The sequence below is a fragment of the Alloprevotella sp. OH1205_COT-284 genome, from assembly GCF_003859795.1.
Classification (GTDB): Bacteria; Bacteroidota; Bacteroidia; order Bacteroidales; family Bacteroidaceae; genus Alloprevotella.
Genome location: NZ_RQYI01000011.1, coordinates 1 through 20,950, shown reverse-complemented (window position 1 = coordinate 20,950; position 20,950 = coordinate 1). Strand labels below are relative to the sequence as shown.

The window sequence follows — 20,950 nt, the reverse complement described above, 5'->3', positions numbered from 1 at the left end:
CTTCATTAAAAAAAGCGACTTTCAGCCTTTACCAAGAGTTTTTATTCTTTTTGTCTACATTCTCTACACAACCCAATTAAACCACAGATATACAAATAGTTGCAAATGTAGACAGCATGGTAAATCAACTACACTCGTTTCTACATCCTACACATGGCATCGGGAAAGCATGCAAAGGCTCGAAATCGCAATAATGTATAAAATGTATAATGAGTAGGTTTTTGGAAAATCCGTCTACATTCTTTTTTGCCTGTGTATCATTGACTTCACCTTTTTCAGTGTATATTCGCAAACCGAAACCTACATTCGCATTCCATTGAATTTCAGCAACGTATAAGGGGAAATGTATGTTTTCCGACGATTTTACAAAAAGATCATTGGGGAAGCCCGCATAATGGGCTGTCGCCCTCCCCTAAAAACCACCCTTGATGCGCAACCAAGGGGGCATTCGGCCACATCAGGAAAAAACGGGAATGGTTTTCATAGGTTTCGCGGTGTAGAGCGTGGGGGAGCCGCGACCTCATTTTGAATGTACGGCGATGCAGTCTTTTTTGAGAAGAAAATCTTTTTCGGCTTGGTAATCTGTATATAATATACTAATTTAGTCGTCTCTTAAATAGCCGCCCCTTAAATAGCCTTGACAAGCGAGAAATTATCCATCCATGACCTCTCGCTTGTCAAGGCTATTTAAGGGGCGACTAAGATTGAGAACTTTGGAGCTTACACATTTTTTCGGACATTACCGCTTCAAGAGTTTCAATGTCATAGCCGCTACCTTATACGAACTTTTGTGAAAAGTGTCGCCTCGTCCTTTCGGAGCGAAGCGACACTTTCTGCAATGGTCGGTGGCAAAAAGCCTATTCGATGATCAGGCCGAATTCGGCACCGGAGGCGAAATCTTGTCCGTTGTGGCTGTTGAGTGCATTGAAACGGATGTAGCGCGCTTTGACGGGTTTGTCGAAGAGTACGCGTTGCGCTTTGGCCGTGTTTTCAAAGCGGCTCTTCACCACGGGGGCACCCCAGTTTTGGCCGTCGTTGCTGACGTAGACCTCATAGTCTTTGATGCGACCGTTTTGGCCGTTGGCGCGGCCGGTGTAGACAATGCCTTTGAGGGGCTTGGCTTCGAAGGTGTCGAAGTCGATCCAGTGGGGGTATTGCGCCACGGTTACGGAATACATGGTGTGCCAAATGGTATTGGGGTCGCCGTCGATGAAGTTTTCAACGCTGCCTTCGCCGTATTCCTGACTCGAACAGAGCACGACGGCGAGCGGTACGCGGTCGAACTTCTCGAACTTATGGGTGGTGACGAAGTTTTTGTTGTCCTTATACCATGCTCTCACGACACCGCCTTTTTCGAGATTGACGGGGGAGGTGTAGGGTTGCGCCTTTCCGCCGTCGATGCTGTACATGAGTTGGCGTGTGTTGTCGGGAGTGGAGAGGATGAGGCGTGCGCCCGAATTGCGCGAGATGCCGATGGGCTTGACACCGGCGGCACTCACCTTGACGGCCGACGGCCGGTCGGCGGAGTACGGCCGGATGATGAAACCGAAATTGTAGGTGTCGGCCTTTGTGCAGTCGTGGCTCAGAGGGCCGCCCTGTCCGCAGCTGTTGCCGCCGAGGCCGGTGACTTTGGCGTCGAGGTGGAGATGCGTGGCCGTGGGCACGGGAAGTTGGTGGGGATGTGCGGCCTCCATGAGTTCGAGTTGGCTCCAAGGCAGGGCGGAGGTGCTCATCGTGCCGTCGGCAATGAAGGCGGCTCCGCGACCGCTTTCGTCGGTCAGGGCGCACCAACGCACGTCTTCGCGGTTGCCCATGGATTGGGGTTTGGGCAGCATGATGTCTTGTTCGCCCACGATGCCGTTGTGGAGTTCGATGAACTGCCCGGTTTTGCGGTCGTTGTAGTTGTTCACGGGACCTCGACCGTAGTAGGAGAAGCGATTGAAGGCCGTCGGCAGGCGGAGGGCATAGCCGAGTCGGGGCAGATCGACGGAGGGACGGTTGGAGCTGATGGAGCTTTGCAACTCTATGCTGCCGTCGGGATAGAGGGTGTAGATCTGGTTGCCGATGAACTTAAAGTCGGATTCGCCGAAGGGACGCGTGGTGTCGTCCACGATTTTGTAGGTTTCGTCGATGTCGCGATCGAGGTTGGCGTAAGTGTCGGTGCCGCCATAGGGGGCTTGGCTCTCGACAACGGCGTTGATGATGAGCGTGCCGTCTTTGCCGGATTGCGTGGTCAACGAAACGGCTTTTTGCCGGAGGTTGTGAAGACCGAGTTGCGGCCAGCAGTAGTCAAACCAGTTGTCGTTGTCGGTGCGGGCGCGGAAAGCGTCGATTTTGGGGCCGTTGCCCGCTTCGATGATGGTTTGCGTGCCGTAGCGGAGGCTGTGTATGGCACCGCTGCGGGTGTCGAACACGACGGTGTAGTCCTTGCCGGAGATCGTCATCTTGCCCTCCTTGTCGGTGGTGGGAGCCGGCACGGAACCTTGCTGAACAGAGGCCACGGAGGGGGCTTTGGCGGCTGCTTGAACGGGGAGTTGCTCTTCCATTTGGACGTAGCCTTGTTTTGCCCAAGGACGGTCGGCAGATTGGAGGAACTGCACTTTTACGAAATATTCCTTGGAGGGGTCGAAGGCGTGCCCGGCATAGTCGAGGCGAACGGCCTTGCGCTCGCGAGCGGCGATGCGGCCTGCGTTCAAGGGGCGGCCTGCGAGGGCGGCCACGGGGCGGCCGTCTTCGTGGAGTGTCCAGCGGATGTCATAGTCGGAGAGATCGGTGAAGTAGTTTTTGTTGAAAATCTCGATCTTGCCGCTTTTCGCGTCAAGGGCTTTCACGCCGACGTTTTGATACACTTTCTTCACTTCAAAATACTGCGCCTTGGGGGTGAGGTCGGGACGCATCACGCCGTTCATGCAGAACATGCCGTCGTTGGGCTTGTCGCCGAAGTCGCCGCCGTAAGCCCAATAGGGTTTTCCGTCGGGCGTGTAGTTGATGATGGATTGGTCTACCCAGTCCCAAATGGCACCGCCGATGAAGAAGTTGGTGCTCTCGATGGCTTCCCAGTAGTCGATGAGGTTGCCGCAGGCGTTGCCCATGGAGTGGGCATACTCGGAGATGTGGAAGGGATATTTCACTCCGGGCGTCTTCCCCTTGACGCGGTTGCGCACCTTGGCGATCGAGGGATATTGGTCGGAACCCATGTCGACAATGGAGTTGTTGCGCTCATATTGCACGGGGCGGCTCGTGTCTACGGCCTTTATGGCTTTGTAGGCCTTGACGAAAGTTTCGCCGGGGCCGGCTTCGTTGCCCAAGCTCCAAATGCAAACGGAGGGGTGGTTGATGGTGGCGTGTACCATTTCGAGGTTGCGGCCGACGTGTTGATCCTCAAATTCGGGAACGTGGCTGAGCGATTCTTTGCCGTAGTAGTATTGGTGGCTCTCGATGTTGGCTTCGTCTTCGAGATAGAGGCCGTATTTGTCGGCGAGGTAGTAGAAGTAGGGCGCGGTGGGGTAGTGGCTGTTGCGCACGTGGTTGATGTTGCCGCGCTTCATGAGCATCACTTCGCGCTCCATTTGCTCGCGCGTGATGGCGTGACCGCGAGAGGGATTGTTCTCGTGGCGATTCACGCCTTTCATCTTGATGGGCTTTCCGTTGAGGAAGTAATAGCGTCCTTCGAGGCCGAATTCGTCTGCCGAGGCCGGAGTGTCTTTGATTTCGATCTTGCGGAATCCGACGATGGTCGAGAAGGTTTCGAGCACATTGCCCTTTTTGTCTTTGAGCTGCCCGACGAGCACATAGCGGTGAGGAGCTTCGGCACTCCACTTCTTGACGTTGCCGGCTTGGAGCTCGACTTGGGCATCGACCTCTCCTCCTTTTTTCACGACGGCCACGGACACGACGGCCGAAATGCCTTCGACGGCGCGGGTGGCTTCGCCATAAAGTTCTTTTTCAAAGAGTTTGTAGCTGACGTTGAGCTGTTTGACGTCTTTGGAAGAAAGGTTGGCCACGGAGGTTTTGATGCGGAGTGAGGCCTTTTGGAAATCGGCGTCGAAATCGGGAATGGCAACCACGTCGCGAACCTGCACTTTGGGCTTGGCGGTGATCGAAACGCTGCGGAAAATGCCGGGCAGACGGAACATGTCCTGACTTTCGAGGAAAGACCCGTCGCTGTTGCGATAGACCTCGACGGCCACGGTGTTGTCGCCCTTCACGAGATAGGGCGTGATGTTGAAGGCGGCGAGGTTGCGCGAGTTTTTCGAGAAACCGATGTATTTGCCGTTCACATAAAGATAGAAGAAGGAGTCTACGCCGTCGAAGTTGATATACACTTCACGACCGTTCCACTCGGCCGGCACGGTGAAGTTGCGACGATAGCTGCCCACCTCGTTGCGGTGGAGGTAGGTGAGCCAGTCTTTGCGCGGTTCGCGCATGACGCCCTTTTTCCAGTCGCCCACGGCCAGTTCGTGGTGGAAGATGACGCGTTGGTTGCTGTAAATGGGTTTGCCGTATTTCAGCGTGCCGTCTTTTTGAATGCCGGCCACGTTCCAGTTCATCGGCACTTGCACCTTGTCCCAGCCCGACACGTCGTAGTCGGTTTTGTAGAAGTCTTTGGGGCGTTGGTCGGGCGTGGATACCCAGTTGAAACGCCATTCTCCGTCGAGACTTCTCCAATAGGCGGAGGCTTCGGGGAGCACGTTTTGCGCCGAACGCTCGTCGGCAAAAGAGAAGAACCAAGCGCGTGGACGCTCTTTGTTGAGGGCTACCTTGACGGGGTTGTCCCACTCGTCGCCTTTGGGGGTGGTGACGGTGCGGTCGTACACAAAACCTCCGAGAGGCGTGTTGTCGGCAAAGGCATGAGCCGAAGCCAGCATCGCAGTCAGAATAAAGGCAAATGTTGTTTTCCGATTCATGGTTTAGAAAGATAAAGATGATTTTGGCTGCAAATATCGGCAAAAAAGTCAGATAATCATGTGTTTATAAGAAACTTTCGAACTTCCGGAAGCCGTCGGAGCGGTCGCCTGCCATTGTTCGCGGTTTCTTGGGAAGAAAGCGGACGCCGACAGTGGCTCGGGCAGACTTATCGCACGGCAATACATTCGATTTCGACGCGTGCCTCCTTGGGGAGAGTTTTGACAGCCATGGCCGAGCGCGAAGGATAGGGAGCGCGGAAGAAAGAGGCGTAGACTTCGTTCATTTCGGAGAAGTCGGTCATGTCGGCAAGAAAGACAGTGGTTTTCACGACGTTTTCGAGTGTCAGTCCGGCTTGGGTGAGGATGTTTTGCACGTTGGTCAGCGACCGGGCGGTGAGTTCTTTGATTCCGCCTTCGACAAATTCGCCCGTGGAGGGATCGACGGGGAGCTGTCCGCTCACGAAAATCATGCCGTTTACTTCCACTGCCTGCGAATAGGGGCCGATGGCAGCAGGAGCCTGTGTGGTGGAAATGGGAGTTTTCATAAGAATAAAAAATGATGAGGGTGATGAATTAACCGAAGAAAAGATAGCAAACGCCAATGGCGGCTACGATGCCGGCGAGGTCGGCCAGCAAACCGGCGGCCACGGCGTGGCGTGTGTGGCGAATGCCGACGCTGCCGAAATAAACGGCGAGAATATAAAACGTGGTGTCGGTGCTGCCTTGGAAAATGCACGAAAGGCGTCCGACGAAAGAATCGGCACCATGGGTGGCCATGGTATCGACCATAAGACCGCGTGCGCCCGAACCGGAAAGGGGTTTCATCAATGCGGTGGGCAGTGCTCCCACCCATTCGCTGTCGAAACCGAGACCGGACACAATCCACTTCATGCCATCGACCAAAAAGTCCATTGCGCCTGCCGTGCGAAATACGCCTATGGCCACGAGAATGGCTACCAAATAGGGAATGATGCGCACCGCTGTTTCAAAACCGCTTTTAGCTCCCTCGATGAAAGCGTCGTAGACATTGACGCGCTTCCGCATGCCGGCCACGATGAAGACGGCGATGAAGGTGAAGAGCAACACGTTGGCCGAAGTCGTGCCGATGCGGTTCATCATCACGCTGTCGAGCGTGGAAAAACCGTAAATCACGGCCGCGACGCCCAAACTGACGCTGCCGACGGCCAAAAGGAGGGTGCGGTTGAAGAGGTTGATGCGTTGGAAGATCGACGTGACAATGATGCCGGTGAGTGTTGAAACGAATGTGGCGAGAAGAATGGGAATGAAAATGTCTGTGGGATTGGCTGCGCCCTGCTGTGCGCGATAGACCATGATTGACACGGGGATGAGGGTCAGGCCGCTGGTGTTGAGCACGAGAAACATAATCATCGCATTCGAAGCGGTTTCTTTTTTCGGATTGAGCTCTTGCAAACGCTCCATGGCCTTCAAACCGAGCGGCGTGGCGGCGTTGTCGAGGCCGAGCATGTTGGCGGAGATGTTCATGAAGATGTTGCCCACCACGGGGTGCCCCTCCGGAATTTCGGGGAAGAGCCGCTTGAAAACAGGCCCTAATGCTTGTGCCAAAGCATTGACGACACCTCCTTTTTCGCCGATTTTCATGATGCCCATCCAGAGGGAAAGCACGCCCGTGAGACCGAGCGATATTTCAAAAGCGGTTTTGGAGGTATCGAAAGTGGAACTCATAATGGCCGGAAAAACGTCGTAGTCGCCCAACACGACGAGGCGAAACAGGGCTATCGCAAAGGCGATGAGAAAGAAAGCGATCCAAATGTAGTTGAGTACCATGGTGAGCGTTGAGAAGAGGGGGAGAGGGCGGATGTAACGAGGCGGTGCAGGGTTGGAGATCAGGACGATTGCAGGCAGAAGCCGCCGTCGATCAGCACGATGCGACCGCTTTCCGCCCAACGTTGCAAAATGTCGGCCACTTGATCCGTGTCAAATCGGCCGTCCGTAAATTCGGCTGCCGGATGAGGCCGCCTGTCCGAAAGGATGTTTGAGAGTTCTTTTTCGATAGAGGTCGAGGACTGATTGGAGGCGTCGTCCGGTCGGCACACATCGCAGTGTCCGCAGGGCACACCCTTGTCGTCGAAGTAGCGTAGCAGGCGAATGCTGCGGCAGGTGATGCCGTCGGCACAATAGTCGAGCATGCCCTTGATGCGCCGTTCGTATTGTTCGCGCCGTTTTTCGTAAACTTCCGGTGTGAGGGCGATGCGTTCTTTGTCTTCGCGAGGCGAGAGAAAGGTGATGGAACTCACCGATTTTCGGGGTATGTAGTGGGCGATGCGTGCACGGCCGAGGCCGACCAACAGGTGGTAGACGTTGTCCTCCGACAAGTCGCATTGCTCGGCCAATAGCTTTTCGTCAATGAAAACATAGTCGGAGAAAAGCCCCGTGTATTGGCGCAGGAGTGCCGTGAGCACGCGGTCGGATTCGGGGTTTTGCGCGCGGTGATTGTAGAGTTCTTCGCGCCGAACGATGATCATGATTCTCGACGTGCGATGCTCTTCGTCTTGCCAGGCCATATAGCCGGCACGCTCTAAAATGGCGAGGGCATTGACCACGGTGAGCGGAAAATAGCGGAAGCGGCGGCAAAACTCTTCGAGGTTGAAGTCGAAACGTGCTCCCTCGCCGTCGCCCACGGCCATTTGGTAGTAGCAGCCAATGTCTTCGTAGACGTTGCGCACGACCTCTTTTTTCGGAAATGTCTGTCGTATGCGTTGCTGCATAAGCTTGTGGTCGCGCCCATTGACCAAGAGCACGGCCGTGCCCATTCGGCCGTCGCGACCTGCGCGTCCGGCTTCTTGAAAATAGGCTTCGATCGAATCGGGCGGATCGAGATGTACAACCAGCCGAACGTCGGACTTGTCAATACCCATACCGAAAGCGTTGGTCGCCACCATAACGCGCACCTTGCCGGCCTGCCATGCTTCTTGTCGCATCTCCTTGTCGGTGGACGGAAGTCCGGCATGATAGTAGAAAGCCGAGATGCCCTGTTGTTGCAAAAAGAGGGCAGTGTCGCGCGTGCCGCCGCGCGAACGGGTGTAGACGATCGCCGTGCCGGGATGGTCGTGGAGCAAACGTATGAGTGTGCCGTTTTTGTCGTCGGTCGTTTTCACGCGATAGGCAATGTTGTCGCGGGCGAAACTCATGCGGAACACGCGTCCGTCTCGAAAGTGCAGTTGTTGGCAGATGTCTTCGAGTACTTGTGCCGTGGCCGTGGCCGTGAGGGCGAGGACCGGCGTCTGCGGCAATCGGCTTCGCAGGTCTTTGATTTTGAGGTAAGACGGCCGAAAATCGTAGCCCCATTGCGAAATGCAGTGTGCTTCATCAACGGCGATGAAACTGATCTGCATATAGTTGAGCTTGAAGAGGAAAACCTCGGTGTGGAGACGTTCGGGCGAAAGATAGAGAAACTTATAACTGCCCAAAACGACGTTGTCCAACTCTCGGACGATGTCTTCTCTCGAAAGTCCCGAATGAACGGCGGTGGCTCGTATGCCTCGTGCGCGGAGGTGCTCTACTTGGTCTTTCATCAAGGCGATGAGCGGTGTGATGACCAGGCAAGTGCCTTCGAGCATGAGTGCCGGCACCTGAAAGGCGATACTTTTTCCGCCCCCTGTGGGCATGAGTCCCACGGTGTCGTGTCCGTCGAGAATGCTATCGACAATTTGCCGCTGAATGCCTCTGAAATCATTGTGTCCCCAATATCGCCGCAACACGCTGCGAGGGTCGTCGTCCGGCGAAGGGTCGTCTTCTTCTCCGCCCGATACACCGGGGGAGGGTGTCGGCTCGTCAGTGTCGATGGGCAACTCTGAGGGAGTACCCAGCAGTTGTTGGAGTTCCCGATCTTGAAGAGAGAGAGAGTTTTCGATGATAGAGGGAGTGTGGAGTGTTTTCGTAAAGAGGCGGGCGTTCGGGCGAAAGACGGTTCGCAGGCCTATTCGCAGGGGCGGATATCTTCTATTTGCAACTGCACTTCGCCTCGCTTGTGGGTATTCTCCTCCACGTTGTAGCAGATGTCGAAAGCGCGTCGCGTTTTGATGTATCGGGCTTGCGAACTCTGTCCGAAAGCGATGCCGTTCATGATGTTGTTCGACTTGTTGTCCACCAATTCCAATTTGATGTGTTCCTGCCCTCTGCCGACCACTTTCGACGTGCCGTAGTCGTAGACGCGGTGGGTGCAGAAGGTGGGACGCTCGTTGCCCGGCCCGAAGGGAGCGAAGCGTTTGAGCTGTTGGTAAAACGCGAAGTTCACGTCTTTGAAATCCAACACGGCCGTGATATCGAGAGCTGCCCGGGTCTGTTCGTCGAGGATGTGTTCGGCCACATAGGCCTCGAAGCGGCGTGTAAATTCGGGCACGTGTTCAACCTTCAACGTCAGTCCGGCCGCATAAGTGTGTCCTCCGAAGTTTTCCAACAAGTCGGCGCAGCTCTGAATGGCTTTGTAGACGTCGAAACCCGTGACCGAACGTGCCGATCCGGTGGCCATGTCTTCCGATCGAGTGAGTACGACGGCCGGCCGATAGTATTGCTCTGTAACACGTGATGCGACGATACCGATCACGCCTTTGTGCCACTCCTCGTTGTAGATGACGATGCCGCGCCGTTCCTCCAACCCCTTCATGTTGCGTACTTGCTCGGTGGCTTCTTCCGTCATTTGCTTGTCGAGGTCTTTGCGTGCCTCGTTGTAGAGATTGATGTGAGAGGCCAGTTCGAGTGCGGCGGAGTAGTCGCGTTCGACAAGGAGCTTTACTGCCTCTTTTCCGCATTGCATGCGTCCCGAAGCATTGATGCGCGGCCCTATTTTGAAGATGATGTCATTCATCGAGAGTTCGCGGTCGGTGAGTCCGCATACTTCCATGATAGCCTGCAAACCGATGGAAGGGTTACTGTTTAGGCGGCGCAGGCCGTGGTAGGCCAAAATGCGATTTTCTCCCATGATGGGAACGATGTCCGAGGCGATCGACACCGCACAGAGATCGAGTAATTCGTGCAGACGATTGAACTCGATGCCATTGCTGGCAGCAAAGGCTTGCATGAATTTGAAACCCACTCCGCACCCTGAAAGATGAGTGTAGGGATAGTGGTTGTCGCGCCGTTTGGGATTGAGAATGGCCACTGCCGGTGGCAACACGTCGTCGGGCACGTGATGGTCGCAGATGATGAAATCAATGCCGACTTCTTTGGCGTAGGCTATTTCTTCCACGGCCTTAATGCCACAGTCGAGCACGATGATGAGTCGCACTCCTGTTTCGGCCGCAAAGTCGATGCCGCGTTTCGACACGCCATAACCCTCGACATATCGGTCGGGGATGTAGTAGTCGATGTTTCCGTAGTAGTGACTGATAAACTTATAGACCAACGCCACCGAAGTCACACCATCCACGTCGTAGTCGCCGTAGACCATGATCCGTTCCTTGCGCATCATAGCACAATTGAGACGGTCTACGGCAGCCTGCATGTCGTTCATGAGAAAAGGGTCGTGGAGTTCAGTGAGCTGAGGGCGAAAAAAATGCCGAGCATCGGCCGCCGTGAAGATACACCGTTGGCGCAGCATCAGTCCGAACACGGGGTGTACCCCGATCTCTGCGGCTAAACGGGCGGCCTCTGCTGCTTCTTCGGGCGGTAGAGTCTCGTAATTCCACAGGTAGTTCATATATATATATGTTTTGTTTTCGGATTGGAAGGTCGGAGGGCATATTTGCAAAGTTTTGAAAAATGCGCTTTGAAGGAGGATGACCTTCGAGAAAAGTAGGGAAGACGGTGTTTTTGATGCAATAAACCGCTTTCATACAATTCAGCACGCTAATTTACGTATTTAATTCTGTTCCTCGTCTTTTTTTACGCTTTTTTGCGTAGGCGATAAGTGTGTTAGTATGTCGAATAGGGTATAACCTTCCCTTCTTATCTGAAACGACATTCATGTTAATATCCGATTATGCTGTGCTGTGGCAGACTATAAGTTATAATAAAAGAAAAGGTATGGTGTGCCAAGTTGCAAATTCAGAGTTTGAAATTAGAATCATATTGCTTGTGTTGAGAATTGCCCAATTCAGCAAAAAACTGAATTGGGCAATTTTATGAAGAACTTTTAGAGGGATTGCTTTGTCTTGTTTTTTTAAGTTTCAAGTACGTTCTTGCAATTCTTTATTGTAGTGACATGATTATAGTCTATTTAATTCTTCAATATTTTTCTCTACCTTATTAGATTTCTGTTTTCCAAATCTATAACTGAAACGTAAAATGATTTTACGGCTTTCCCCATATCCCCAAGATGATAGTTTCAAAGCATCTTTTGTTCCATAGTTATCCCATCGCTCAGAGTGTAAGGCATCTGTCATCAGTAGAGCTAATCGCATGTCTCCTTTATGCCAGCTCTTATTGAAACCAAAATCTATTCCTCCTGTTGATTTATTAATTTCATAACTTCCTCCTTGTCGTTTTGAATAATATCGTCCTGATAATTCAAAATTTATACCGCAAGGTAGATGTATGTTATTGCTTGCAGACAAGATACAAGATGGACGTTTGTATTCTTGTCTATATATTTCATAATTCAACTTATTCACAAAGTAATAAAGTCCCATATTTGTACTAAAATCCCACCATGAAGTAAGATGTTTAGAAAAAGTTGTTTCTAATCCGACTTGATGCTGTGTTCCAATATTCTTTGTGGTCATAATCGTCTTGTTTTTCTCAAATACATCTGTAAGCGAAGTGAAATAATCATCAAGTTTGTTATAGAGTAAATTTAAAGATAAAGTTTCCCATGTATAGCTTAAAATTATTTTATTGCTGATTTGAGGTTTTAGAAAAGGATTTCCTTTCCAATAAGATTGCTCATCAAGCAAATATTCAAAAGGGTTAAGCTCTTCATATCTTGGTTTGTCTTGTCGTCTGCTATATAATAGTGCTATTCTATTCTTTTCGTTGATTGTGTATAATATAGTCAAATTGGGGAATAAACGTAAATGGTTTCTATGATTATCTTCTATTTCTTGATGAGTGTGAGCATTTAACTTGTTGTATATATACGTATACTCCAAGCGTAATCCACAGCTTAATTCGAATTTTCCCCAATTATGTGTGTATTGCGTATAACCTTCAATATTTTTTTCATTGTAATAGAATATATTTGAACGTTGAGGGTCAAGGGTTCCATTCTTCTTGAAAAGAAAAGTGTTATCGCTTTTTATAAGGGATGCTTTACTCCCGACAAGTAGCTTATTTCGCTCATTAGGATTGTATTGGTAGTCTGCTAATAATGCGTAAATGTTGATGTCCTTATTGGGCTGAGAATAATACAGATCGGACCGAAGCTGCGTATTGATTGCTGAAAAATAATCATTGGGCTGTTCACAACGAGCCATGCCGTCAAAATGTGTCCAATCTGCAGAAAGAGAAAAAGACTGTTCTTTTGATGGTTGGTATAAATAATTCGCACTATTGTTGTATCGGATGTTTTTCTGTTCTATATAATTATTGCGTGCTTTCAGAATACCATCCAATACGGATGTCCCTTTGTAGATGTACGTTGTTGTTTGGGTTTCGCCAGGTCCGGTCAGTAAACTCACGGAGCTGTTAAAGAAAATCTTACTCTCGTCGTTGGGTTGCCAAGAAAAATCAATACCGGAAGAATATGTATTTCGTTTATCCGTATCTGCTGTTTCTGAGAAACTTTTGTTTCCATTCTGCCTTTTTTCATAACCATAATTCATCGCATAATGGCCTATGCTATGGTTATAGTTAAAACCTAATTGCCATTTGTTTGTGCCATAAGAAAAAGCAATATCAGAGTTCTGTTTTAAGTTTTCCCAATAGGAAACACCATGCGATGTCCTTAGAGAAAAAGAGGATAATTCAGATGGTTTCAAGATGATATTGATAATACCTCCTGCTCCATCGGCTTCAAAACTGGCATCAGGGGTCGGAGAGGTTTCTATTCGAGAGATTTTCGATGAGGGCAAGGAACGAAGATAAGACGATAGCCCATCTCCTTGTAACATTAGCTTTCTTCCATTGATGTATATGGCAGTGCCTCCAAGTGTTGCCAAAGAAACATCGCCTTTACTATTTACGGAGATGCCGGGAGAATGTTTTAAAACATCTAAGGCGTTTCCTATATCTGCCAAAAAAGATTGCGAGACATGAATTTGTATTTTTCCATTATATGAACTTGTCATTGGATGAGATTTGCGAGCTGTGATTACTACGTCTTTTAAGTCGATTTCATCCGGCTCCAATTGAATGTCGGGGATATTCTTGACTTCTGCGATTGTAATGTTTCGTTTAATTTCTTTGTAACCCAACATTCTTACATATAAAAGAAATTTCCCTTTTCGTAATGGGAAAGAAAACAGGCCATTACTATCCGTAAGCGTGGCTTCTATAAGGATGTTTTCAGGTAAGGAAACTAACATGACGACAGCAGCATCAACTCCTTGATTCTGCTCGTCTATAATCTTTCCATTGATATTATTTTGGGCACTGACAAATACACCATAGCCTATCCCTATGCAAGAAAGTAAAATCTTTACAAGAAAATTATTCATCGTTGTTGTTTTTATGGTTTAAGTATATGTCCCCGAGATAGAAGTCTTTCATTAGGCGGTATTGGCTTTTTGTCGGGAAGAGTTTATTTGGCAAAAGCCTCGTATCCTATGGCTGTTTCAAAATCTTATGATTTATTTTTCTGTGGTTGTCGCTAATTAGAATTCAATCGCCATGCTTTTAGTAAAAAGAGGATCATAAGAATCCCCCTCCTTTGTCGTTTTTTGAATCCATACGCTTTCTGAATTATGCGTACATACACTATTCGTTACAAAGGTAATCAAAATATAGATTGAGCAGGAAAAATATAAGAAAATGATTATCATTCTTATTTCTCTTACTCTCCTTATGAATACAATATGTTTCTGCCACTGCGTGAGATCTGCCCTTGCTTCTTGCTGCTCGTTGCTTGGGTTCTCCTACTCGTTATGTAGAAAATCTTACTCGTTATGTAGAAATTTCTACTCGTTACCTATTTTCTTCTGCGCACTGTATGTTTTTCTCTGCATCGCTCGCGGTCGTTTCTCCGCAAGTTTCAAAGAAAGATATGAGCATGGGATAATTCAAGGGCAATATGCGTCGTTGCACGCTCTAAGCCCGTTGTCGTGTTTTCAAAATTCGCGGTTTTATTTTTAACACGCGTAGTTGCGGTTTGTCTGTTTCCGTCAAAATGTGTCGCTACCTTTGCACCGTCAAATCTTCTTGTTTTGCACGTCGGGGGAGAAGTCGTTTTTTATAAGATGAGCCTATTGAACACTCCCCGGCGTCTGTTTAATTAAAAATCAATGCCATGAACACCACTTTTGTTTCCGCCTCTTCCGCAGCCTCTCGTCGCGCTGCTGCTTTTCATTCCGAACATCGCGCAGCCTTTCATATCGTCGATATTCTCGTTCGCCGTCCGTGGGTGAAGCGCATGGCCGTGTTCTACTCCGGCCTGTTGGGAGAAGACATCAGTCCTCGTCTTGCCCTTTGCTTGCTGAATACGCAACTGTCGTTTTCGGTGGCTTTGTTGCCGTTTTCTTTTCCCGTTTGGTGGCATGTTCTGACGGTCGCCTGGTGTGTGTGGAGCGGTGGAGCGACGTGGCGTTTGTATCGCAAAGTAGCCCGTTTCTGATTCTTTTGCTTTTTTGAACATTCCGTCCGAATATGAAAAATCGGTCTGTCTTTTCACCGAAAAGACAGACCGATTTCTTGTATCTCCGCATCGAGACGTGGGCGCAAGGGTAGGCGTGGCGAAAAGTGGCGGCCTACTTCCATTTTCCGTAAGGGGTTTGAGTGAGCGATGCGTTGTAGTAGCGTCGGTCGCCCGTTACTTCTTCTCCCAGCCAATCGGGGTGTTCAAAGTGTTCGTCGGGAGTGGACAGTTCGATTTCTGCCATAATGAGGCCTTCGTTGTCACCTCGAAATTCATCGACTTCAAACGTGTGTTCGCCGCAGGGCACGAGCCACCTCGTCTTGTCGATTGCTCCGGGCAGGCAGAGTTTGAGAAGGGCGAGTGCCTCGTCGGTGGTGATTTCTTTCTCAAACTCATAGCGCGAGAGTCCGCCGTCGAACGACGGGCCTTTGATCGTGATGAAGCCGACTTCGCCGTTGAGGCGCACGCGAACGGTTCGTCCGCCGTCGGCACAAAGGTAGCCTTGCACGATGCGTGAGTGCGAGCGGGCATGAGGGCGAAAATCGCCTTTCACGAGAAATTTGCGTTCGATTTCCAACGACATATTGTCGGTTTTTAAGACACGAGAAAGAAAATCATGCCCAATATCGTGAACAAGATCAAAACGGCGATGATCGCTCCGAGAACGAGTCGGCCTTGTCGGGCTTCGCGGTCGGCCTTGCGTAGTTTCCGCCGCGTGGTTTCGAGGTGTTTTTTCATGGTGATGAGGTTTTAGGTATGTTGTCGGCGAGGTGCCGATGTCATGTCGTGTTCCCGAAGGGCGGGATTATTCGCCGTCGTCGGCAAACTCCATGAGGTAGGCTTTGATGAAGCCGTCGATTTTTCCGTCCATCACGCCGCCTACGTCCGATGTTTGAAATCCGGTGCGGTGGTCTTTGACGCGACGGTCGTCGAACACATAGGAGCGTATCTGCGACCCCCACTCGATTTTTTTCTTTCCGGCCTCGATTTTGGCTTGTGCGGCTTTTCGTTTTTGGAGTTCGCGGTCGTAGAGCTGCGAGCGGAGCAATCGCATGGCGTTCTCTCTGTTTTCGAGCTGTTTGCGGCTCTCGGTGTTTTCGATGAGGATTTCTTCTTCCTCTCCGGTGTCGGGATCTTTGTATTGATAGCGCAGGCGCACGCCGGTTTCCACCTTGTTCACGTTTTGTCCGCCTGCACCTCCCGACCGGAAGAGATCCCAAGTGATGCGCGAGGGGTCTACGTAGACCTCAATCGTGTCGTCCACAAGCGGAGTGACGAACACGGAGGCAAACGATGTCATGCGTTTTCCCTGTGCGTTATAGGGGCTGACGCGCACCAAACGGTGCACTCCGTTTTCGCTTTTGAGAAATCCGTAGGCCATTTCTCCTTCTATCTCCATCGTCACTGTCTTGATGCCGGCTTCGTCGCCGTCTTGCAGGTTGCAGATGGTGTTTTTGTAGCCGTTGGCTTCGGCATAGCGCAGATACATGCGCATGAGCATTGATGCCCAGTCTTGTGCCTCCGTGCCTCCTGCACCCGAATTGATCTTCAACACACAACCCATGGCATCTTCTTCGCGACGCAGCATGTTTTTGAGTTCGAGGGCTTCGAGGGCTTCGACTGCGCGGGCATAGGCTGCATCGACTTCTTCCTCGGTGACCATCTCGTCTTTGTGAAACTCAAAAGCCAGTTGCAGTTCTTCGGCCATGGAACGCACCTCCTTGTAGCCCAAAATCCATTTCTCCAAACCCTTGACAAGTTTCATTTGCTCTTCGGCGCGTTCGCGATCGTCCCAAAAAGAAGGGTCTTGCGTGCGGATTTGCTCCTCTTCGTGTTGCAGGGTTTTGGCTTCGATGTCAAGGTATCGGTAGAGTTGCTCTACGCGGTCGTGTATGGCTTTGAGTTGTTCGGCTGTGATCATGAGCGGATTTTATGTTTTGTCTGCAAAATTACGGCAAAAGGCATAGATGTCAAAATTTTATCGTCAAAAAGGAGAGCTTTCGGGCGGTTGTCCGATGTCGGAAAACGACTTTTTTCATGTTGGGAAATCGAGGGGCGAATGTCTCACTCCCCGACTGCCATCGGTGGTGATTGCGGTCGGGGAGTGGGATAGGGGCAGGGTGGGAAAAACCGCTATTTTTGTTCGGCTTCGGCTTGCAGATAGATCTGTTCGATTTCGTCGGCATAGTTTTTGTAGACCACTTGCCGTCTGACTTTTAGCGTGTTGGTCAGTTCGCCGTTTTCCATGGTCAGCGGCTCCGACAGTAAGACAAAACGTTTGATTTTTTCGTAAGCCGCCAAATCTTGTTGAAGGGTTTCGATATGGTTGGCCAAATAGCGTATCACCCGATTGTCTTTGCACAACTCTTCACGCGAACCATAGGAGATGCCCTGCACCTGTGCGAAAGATTCGAGTACGGGGAATGAGGGCACGATCAGTGCCGATACGAATTTACGTTTATCGGCCACGACGACCACCTGCTCGAAATGCCGATCAATGGTGAGACGCCCTTCTATGGCTTGCGGAGCGATGTATTTTCCGTTGCTGGTTTTGAAGAGGTCTTTGATGCGTTCGGTGATATAAAGTTCTCCGTCTTTCACATAGCCTGCATCACCCGTGTGCAGCCAACCGTCGGGAGTGAAAGCCTCTTTTGTTTCGTTTTCTTTTTTGTAGTATCCGGGTGTTACCGTGTTGCCACGCACAAGGATCTCATTGTTCTCTCCGATTTTTACTTCCACGCCCGGCAGCGGTCGTCCGATCGAACCGAGGCTGACGGGGCGGTCGGGGTGATCGAAGCTCACGGTGGCACAGGTTTCGGTCAGCCCGTAGCCTGCGAGCATTTTGAAGCCGGCGGCGTGCACGAAGCGTTCCACTTCGTTGGAAATACTCGCTCCGGCCACGGGAAAAAAGTTGGCGCGATCCAAGCCGAGCGTGTTGCGCAGGAGGCGGATGATGGTTTTGTCGTAGGCCGAATATTTCAATCGCAATCCGAGAGGCACTTTCTGCTGTTTGGATACATATCGTTCCCAAACCTCGGCTCCCGTTTTGAGGGCATCTTTGATGAGTGCGCGCTGCACGGTGCCGGCCGTTTCCGCTTTGTCGAGCACTCCCTGATATACCTTCTCCCAAAACCGCGGCACGGCACACATCAAGGTGGGGCGCACTTCTCTCATGCTCTTCTGAATGTCGAGCGGTCGGAGGTTGATGGCCAGTTGCACGCCGCAGGCTATGCAGAGCTTCGTCCATGCTCCCTCGAAAACGTGGCAGAACGGCAGGAAGTTCATCGTGATGTCGTTTTCTCCCATCGGGAGCAACTCCACATGCCCTTTGAGGGCTGCCTGATATTGCGAGTGGAGCATCATCACGCCTTTGGGCTGTCCGGTTGTTCCGCTGGTGTAGAGAATGCCGGCCAAGTCTTCGTCGGCAGCATTCTCGGTGCGTTCTCTCACCATTTCCTCGGCGTCGGGCTTTTCGTCGCCAAGACGGAGAAACTCGTCGAAATAGATCGACAACGTGTCGTTGTCACTTTTTTTGACCGAGCGGTCGAAGATGATGATGTGTTCGAGCGAATGGCAAAGGCTGATCACGCTCCATGCTGCATCGTATTGTTGCTGTTCGCCCACGAAAAGAATGCGGACGGAGGCATCGTTGATCATGTATTGCACTTGTGCGCCGCTGCTTGTCGCATAAAACGGCACGATCGCTCCGCGCATGCCGAAGGCACCAAATTCCACAAAAAGGTATTCGGGCTTGTTTTGCGAAAAGATGGCAATGTTTTCTTGTACTCCCACGTTCAGGGCGGCAAGCGACCTCGACACTTGTCCCACCCTGCGGGCAAATTTATTCCAAGAAACGGGTATCCACCGATCGAGAGCATAATTGCGATACTGAATGGCGGTGCGGTCGCCGTAGCGCGCGGCGGATTTTTGCACCAACTGAGAGAGATGGCAGAGAATGGGCATGACAATGTGAATGGTTTGATTTGCAAGGCAAAAGTAGCATTTTATTTTTTCTTGACCACATTCTGTTGCACATTTCTTTGATTTTTGAGCATAAAAAGTTCTTTTTCTCCGTAAACCGCATCTTGTTTTCCGCTTGTTTTCGTGTCTTTAAGAAAAGTGCTGCCTGCTTTCGGTCGTCGAAGTCCGAACCGAAAAGTCGGCGATAGGCCGCCGCTCCCACTCTTGCGTGCCTGCTTCTGTCTGTCTGTCGTTTGCGGCCGTTGCGTTGTTGGCTTACGCTAAATCGGCCAACGTCAAAACGGGGAAAGGCACATTCGTTTTCGGTCTTCAAAAGAGCTTTGGGTTGAAAAATCAACCGCCTGCCGAGGGCGTCGTTTAGTGTTCAATCCCCACTTGTGAACGGTCGTCTGTTTTCGGCCGCCCGCTGCTTTCGTTGCGTTTTCGATGAAACCGCCCTTTTTGAGTGTTTTCTACCCCTATTTTTTTATTTTTGCCGTTTTGCCTTCGCTTGAAGGCGTATGACTTTGATAGTTAGTGAGTTCCGTGCGAAGGCAAGTGAAGGCAAAAAATAAAAGTCGGTCTTAACTATTTGATATACAGTACTGCTTTGGTGAAGGCAAATCTTCGTTTTGCCTTCACCTCCTTCCGCACTCGCGGTGTGTAACAACGGCTTTCTTTGAGGCAGTGAAGGCAAAAAAGCGTTTTACGGAGTTGATTTACAGCGTTGTGTGGGCTTCGTCTTATTTTTGCCTTCACTTGCCTTCGCTTAAAACAGCTTGATAGTCAGGGGGTTTGAACTGTTTTGCGAAGGCAGTGAAAGCAAAAAACAAACACAAGGGAACGCGCGTGCGCGCGAGAGCGGACGATTTTTCGCTCCGGAAAGAGATAGATTTCCTTACCTTTGAGATAGAAAATTCTACTCCAAAGGTAGAATTTTCCGACACTGAGGTAGTTGTGCTTTTCCTTCCGATTATTCGACGGCCTACGGCGTATGATAAAATCAGGAAATATCTTTATACAAACAGCCACTACCCTCAAATCTTATTGACTCATCGGATAGTGGCTGTTTGGGAAAATTATTTGCTGAATATTAGTGATTCGCGAATTGTTTAAGGGGTTACTTATTGTAATCCTAGGTCTTTCAAATTAACCCCATTTACTGATTTAATATCATTGGTTTTTATCGTTGCTGATTTAGCTGCGATTTTTGTTAATTTAGTAACGATTTTCCCTAATCTCTTGATTTGTTTACTGTTCATTTCTGATTTACTTCCATCCAATTTTTCTTGCATAGCTTGCGCTTCCGCTAATGCGTTCATAGCACTTTGAGAGTCCATATTACCGGATTTCATTTCAGTAAGGAACTTATCATATTCGTTTACAAGAGCTTCATAATCATCTAAAAGAGCATCCCAATCATTGTCAGAAGATGAAGAAGAATTGGCATTTATAGTAGATTCCTCATTAATGTTTGATTCAAGTATTAATTTGAATGTTTTAGCACCTGCATATTTATCAGGCCAATCTTTTAATCTTATAGACATTGTGCCAATTTCTCCAGACTTCAATTCCATAACGTCAAATGGGATTGGTGCCCATGAAGAAATATCTTCAAGAGATGGGTGCATCTCAGACACCAATACTTTCCCGTTTTTGTCATAAACTTCATAACCAACACCTATTTTACTGTAACTATGTCCTTCAAGCTCGTTCCGTTTTACTTTAAATTCAAATTCATTGGAATGTTCGGGGAATTTGTAATCTTCTTCAACAAGCTCATACAAAGCACCAAGTGTACCGTCAATTTCGGTAGTTACCGGACGAAGTGTCTCAGGTTGCTTTTCTTTGCAGCTAACCAGACTTAATGTAAGCAATGTACTTACAGATAAAATAATACCTAACTTTTTCATTGTTTTAAAAAAATCTTCACCAGCCCCCGAAAGAAGGTATTACCATTATTTAATAATGAAAGCGTGGGGGCTGCTAACTTATTTCAACCGATAGGCGTCTGGAATGCCGTGAACTAAAATAAGCAACAGTCCCTCACGCCATATTACATGACGCGAGAGATGCTAACTCATTCTCATTCACTTTTTTAGTTTTCCAGACTTTATCGGTGAGAATCAGTTAAACACTTTCGTGTAATCTATTCTACTATGTCTGCCATATTTCTATGACGTTGCAAAGATAGTTATTTATATCGATTTTCAAAAAAAAACTTCAAAAATCATATATTAGAGACCTCTGCAAAACTATTTTCTTTGTTTATTTTGTTAATTCTTTCTTTTTTGTATCTTTACCCTATGAAGATCTCCCCCTGCTCCCAACTTAGTTTTGCCGACCAAATCGTTTCCGCTCGCAAAGTAAAAGATGT

12 protein-coding genes are annotated in these 20,950 nt (G+C 49.6%); 1 reads left to right on the top strand and 11 read right to left on the bottom strand.

Going from position 1 to position 20,950, the window contains the following annotated elements:
• Positions 1–857 precede the first annotated feature (857 nt).
• The 6 genes from EII14_RS04325 to EII14_RS04300 form a co-directional block, all read right to left on the bottom strand.
• Entirely contained in the window at positions 858–4,907 is a 4,050-nt protein-coding gene (locus EII14_RS04325) for a glycoside hydrolase family 2 TIM barrel-domain containing protein (RefSeq protein ID WP_124931335.1), read from the bottom strand.
• Positions 4,908–5,074: 167 nt separating this feature from the next.
• A complete protein-coding gene (locus tag EII14_RS04320; RefSeq protein ID WP_124931334.1) occupies positions 5,075–5,452 on the bottom strand; it encodes a RidA family protein in 378 nt (125 codons plus the stop codon).
• 28 nt (positions 5,453–5,480) lie between these two features.
• The gene (locus tag EII14_RS04315) at positions 5,481–6,713 is read right to left on the bottom strand and encodes a nucleoside recognition domain-containing protein (RefSeq protein ID WP_124931333.1); all 1,233 of its coding nucleotides are present in this window, start codon (positions 6,711–6,713) and stop codon (positions 5,481–5,483) included.
• A 59-nt stretch (positions 6,714–6,772) separates the two neighbouring features.
• Positions 6,773–8,647, bottom strand: coding sequence for an ATP-dependent DNA helicase RecQ (locus EII14_RS04310; protein ID WP_370241902.1), 1,875 nt, complete (start codon positions 8,645–8,647; stop codon positions 6,773–6,775).
• A 218-nt stretch (positions 8,648–8,865) separates the two neighbouring features.
• On the bottom strand, positions 8,866–10,584 hold the full coding sequence (gene recJ, locus EII14_RS04305) for a single-stranded-DNA-specific exonuclease RecJ (RefSeq protein ID WP_124931332.1): 1,719 nt from the start codon (positions 10,582–10,584) through the stop codon (positions 8,866–8,868).
• Positions 10,585–11,092: 508 nt separating this feature from the next.
• Complete coding sequence (locus tag EII14_RS04300; protein WP_124931331.1) at positions 11,093–13,480, bottom strand: outer membrane beta-barrel protein; 2,388 nt, start codon at positions 13,478–13,480, stop codon at positions 11,093–11,095.
• A gap of 788 nt (positions 13,481–14,268) precedes the next feature.
• On the opposite strand from EII14_RS04300, the gene EII14_RS04295 reads away from it, so the two are divergent.
• Positions 14,269–14,592, top strand: a complete 324-nt coding sequence (locus tag EII14_RS04295) for a hypothetical protein (protein WP_124931330.1) — start codon at positions 14,269–14,271, stop codon at positions 14,590–14,592.
• Between the two features lie 133 nt (positions 14,593–14,725).
• Here EII14_RS04295 and EII14_RS04290 read toward each other — a convergent pair whose 3' ends face one another.
• The 5 genes from EII14_RS04290 to EII14_RS04275 all read right to left on the bottom strand — a co-directional run bounded on the left by EII14_RS04290 (position 14,726) and on the right by EII14_RS04275 (position 20,486).
• A complete protein-coding gene (locus tag EII14_RS04290; protein WP_124931329.1) occupies positions 14,726–15,196 on the bottom strand; it encodes a CYTH domain-containing protein in 471 nt (156 codons plus the stop codon).
• Between the two features lie 11 nt (positions 15,197–15,207).
• Positions 15,208–15,351, bottom strand: coding sequence for a hypothetical protein (locus EII14_RS09300; RefSeq protein ID WP_158608319.1), 144 nt, complete (start codon positions 15,349–15,351; stop codon positions 15,208–15,210).
• 67 nt (positions 15,352–15,418) lie between these two features.
• Positions 15,419–16,534, bottom strand: a complete 1,116-nt coding sequence (gene prfB, locus EII14_RS04285; RefSeq protein ID WP_124931328.1) for a peptide chain release factor 2 — start codon at positions 16,532–16,534, stop codon at positions 15,419–15,421.
• A 212-nt stretch (positions 16,535–16,746) separates the two neighbouring features.
• Positions 16,747–18,576 (bottom strand): long-chain fatty acid--CoA ligase, encoded by a 1,830-nt coding sequence (locus EII14_RS04280; RefSeq protein WP_124931327.1) that lies wholly within the window; start codon positions 18,574–18,576, stop codon positions 16,747–16,749.
• A 1,121-nt stretch (positions 18,577–19,697) separates the two neighbouring features.
• Positions 19,698–20,486, bottom strand: coding sequence for a hypothetical protein (locus tag EII14_RS04275; protein ID WP_124931326.1), 789 nt, complete (start codon positions 20,484–20,486; stop codon positions 19,698–19,700).
• Positions 20,487–20,950 lie beyond the last annotated feature (464 nt).

What these genes read in the sequence shown, in the direction of transcription:
- EII14_RS04315 (WP_124931333.1), bottom strand. Translation starts at nt 6,713, where the DNA reads ATGGTACTCAACTACATTTGGATCGCTTTCTTTCTCATCGCCTTTGCG.
- EII14_RS04275 (WP_124931326.1), bottom strand. Translation starts at nt 20,486, where the DNA reads ATGAAAAAGTTAGGTATTATTTTATCTGTAAGTACATTGCTTACATTA.
- EII14_RS09300 (WP_158608319.1), bottom strand. Translation starts at nt 15,351, where the DNA reads ATGAAAAAACACCTCGAAACCACGCGGCGGAAACTACGCAAGGCCGAC.
- prfB (WP_124931328.1), bottom strand. Translation starts at nt 16,534, where the DNA reads ATGATCACAGCCGAACAACTCAAAGCCATACACGACCGCGTAGAGCAA.
- EII14_RS04320 (WP_124931334.1), bottom strand. Translation starts at nt 5,452, where the DNA reads ATGAAAACTCCCATTTCCACCACACAGGCTCCTGCTGCCATCGGCCCC.
- EII14_RS04295 (WP_124931330.1), top strand. Translation starts at nt 14,269, where the DNA reads ATGAACACCACTTTTGTTTCCGCCTCTTCCGCAGCCTCTCGTCGCGCT.
- EII14_RS04325 (WP_124931335.1), bottom strand. Translation starts at nt 4,907, where the DNA reads ATGAATCGGAAAACAACATTTGCCTTTATTCTGACTGCGATGCTGGCT.
- EII14_RS04300 (WP_124931331.1), bottom strand. Translation starts at nt 13,480, where the DNA reads ATGAATAATTTTCTTGTAAAGATTTTACTTTCTTGCATAGGGATAGGC.
- recJ (WP_124931332.1), bottom strand. Translation starts at nt 10,584, where the DNA reads ATGAACTACCTGTGGAATTACGAGACTCTACCGCCCGAAGAAGCAGCA.
- EII14_RS04290 (WP_124931329.1), bottom strand. Translation starts at nt 15,196, where the DNA reads ATGTCGTTGGAAATCGAACGCAAATTTCTCGTGAAAGGCGATTTTCGC.
- EII14_RS04280 (WP_124931327.1), bottom strand. Translation starts at nt 18,576, where the DNA reads ATGCCCATTCTCTGCCATCTCTCTCAGTTGGTGCAAAAATCCGCCGCG.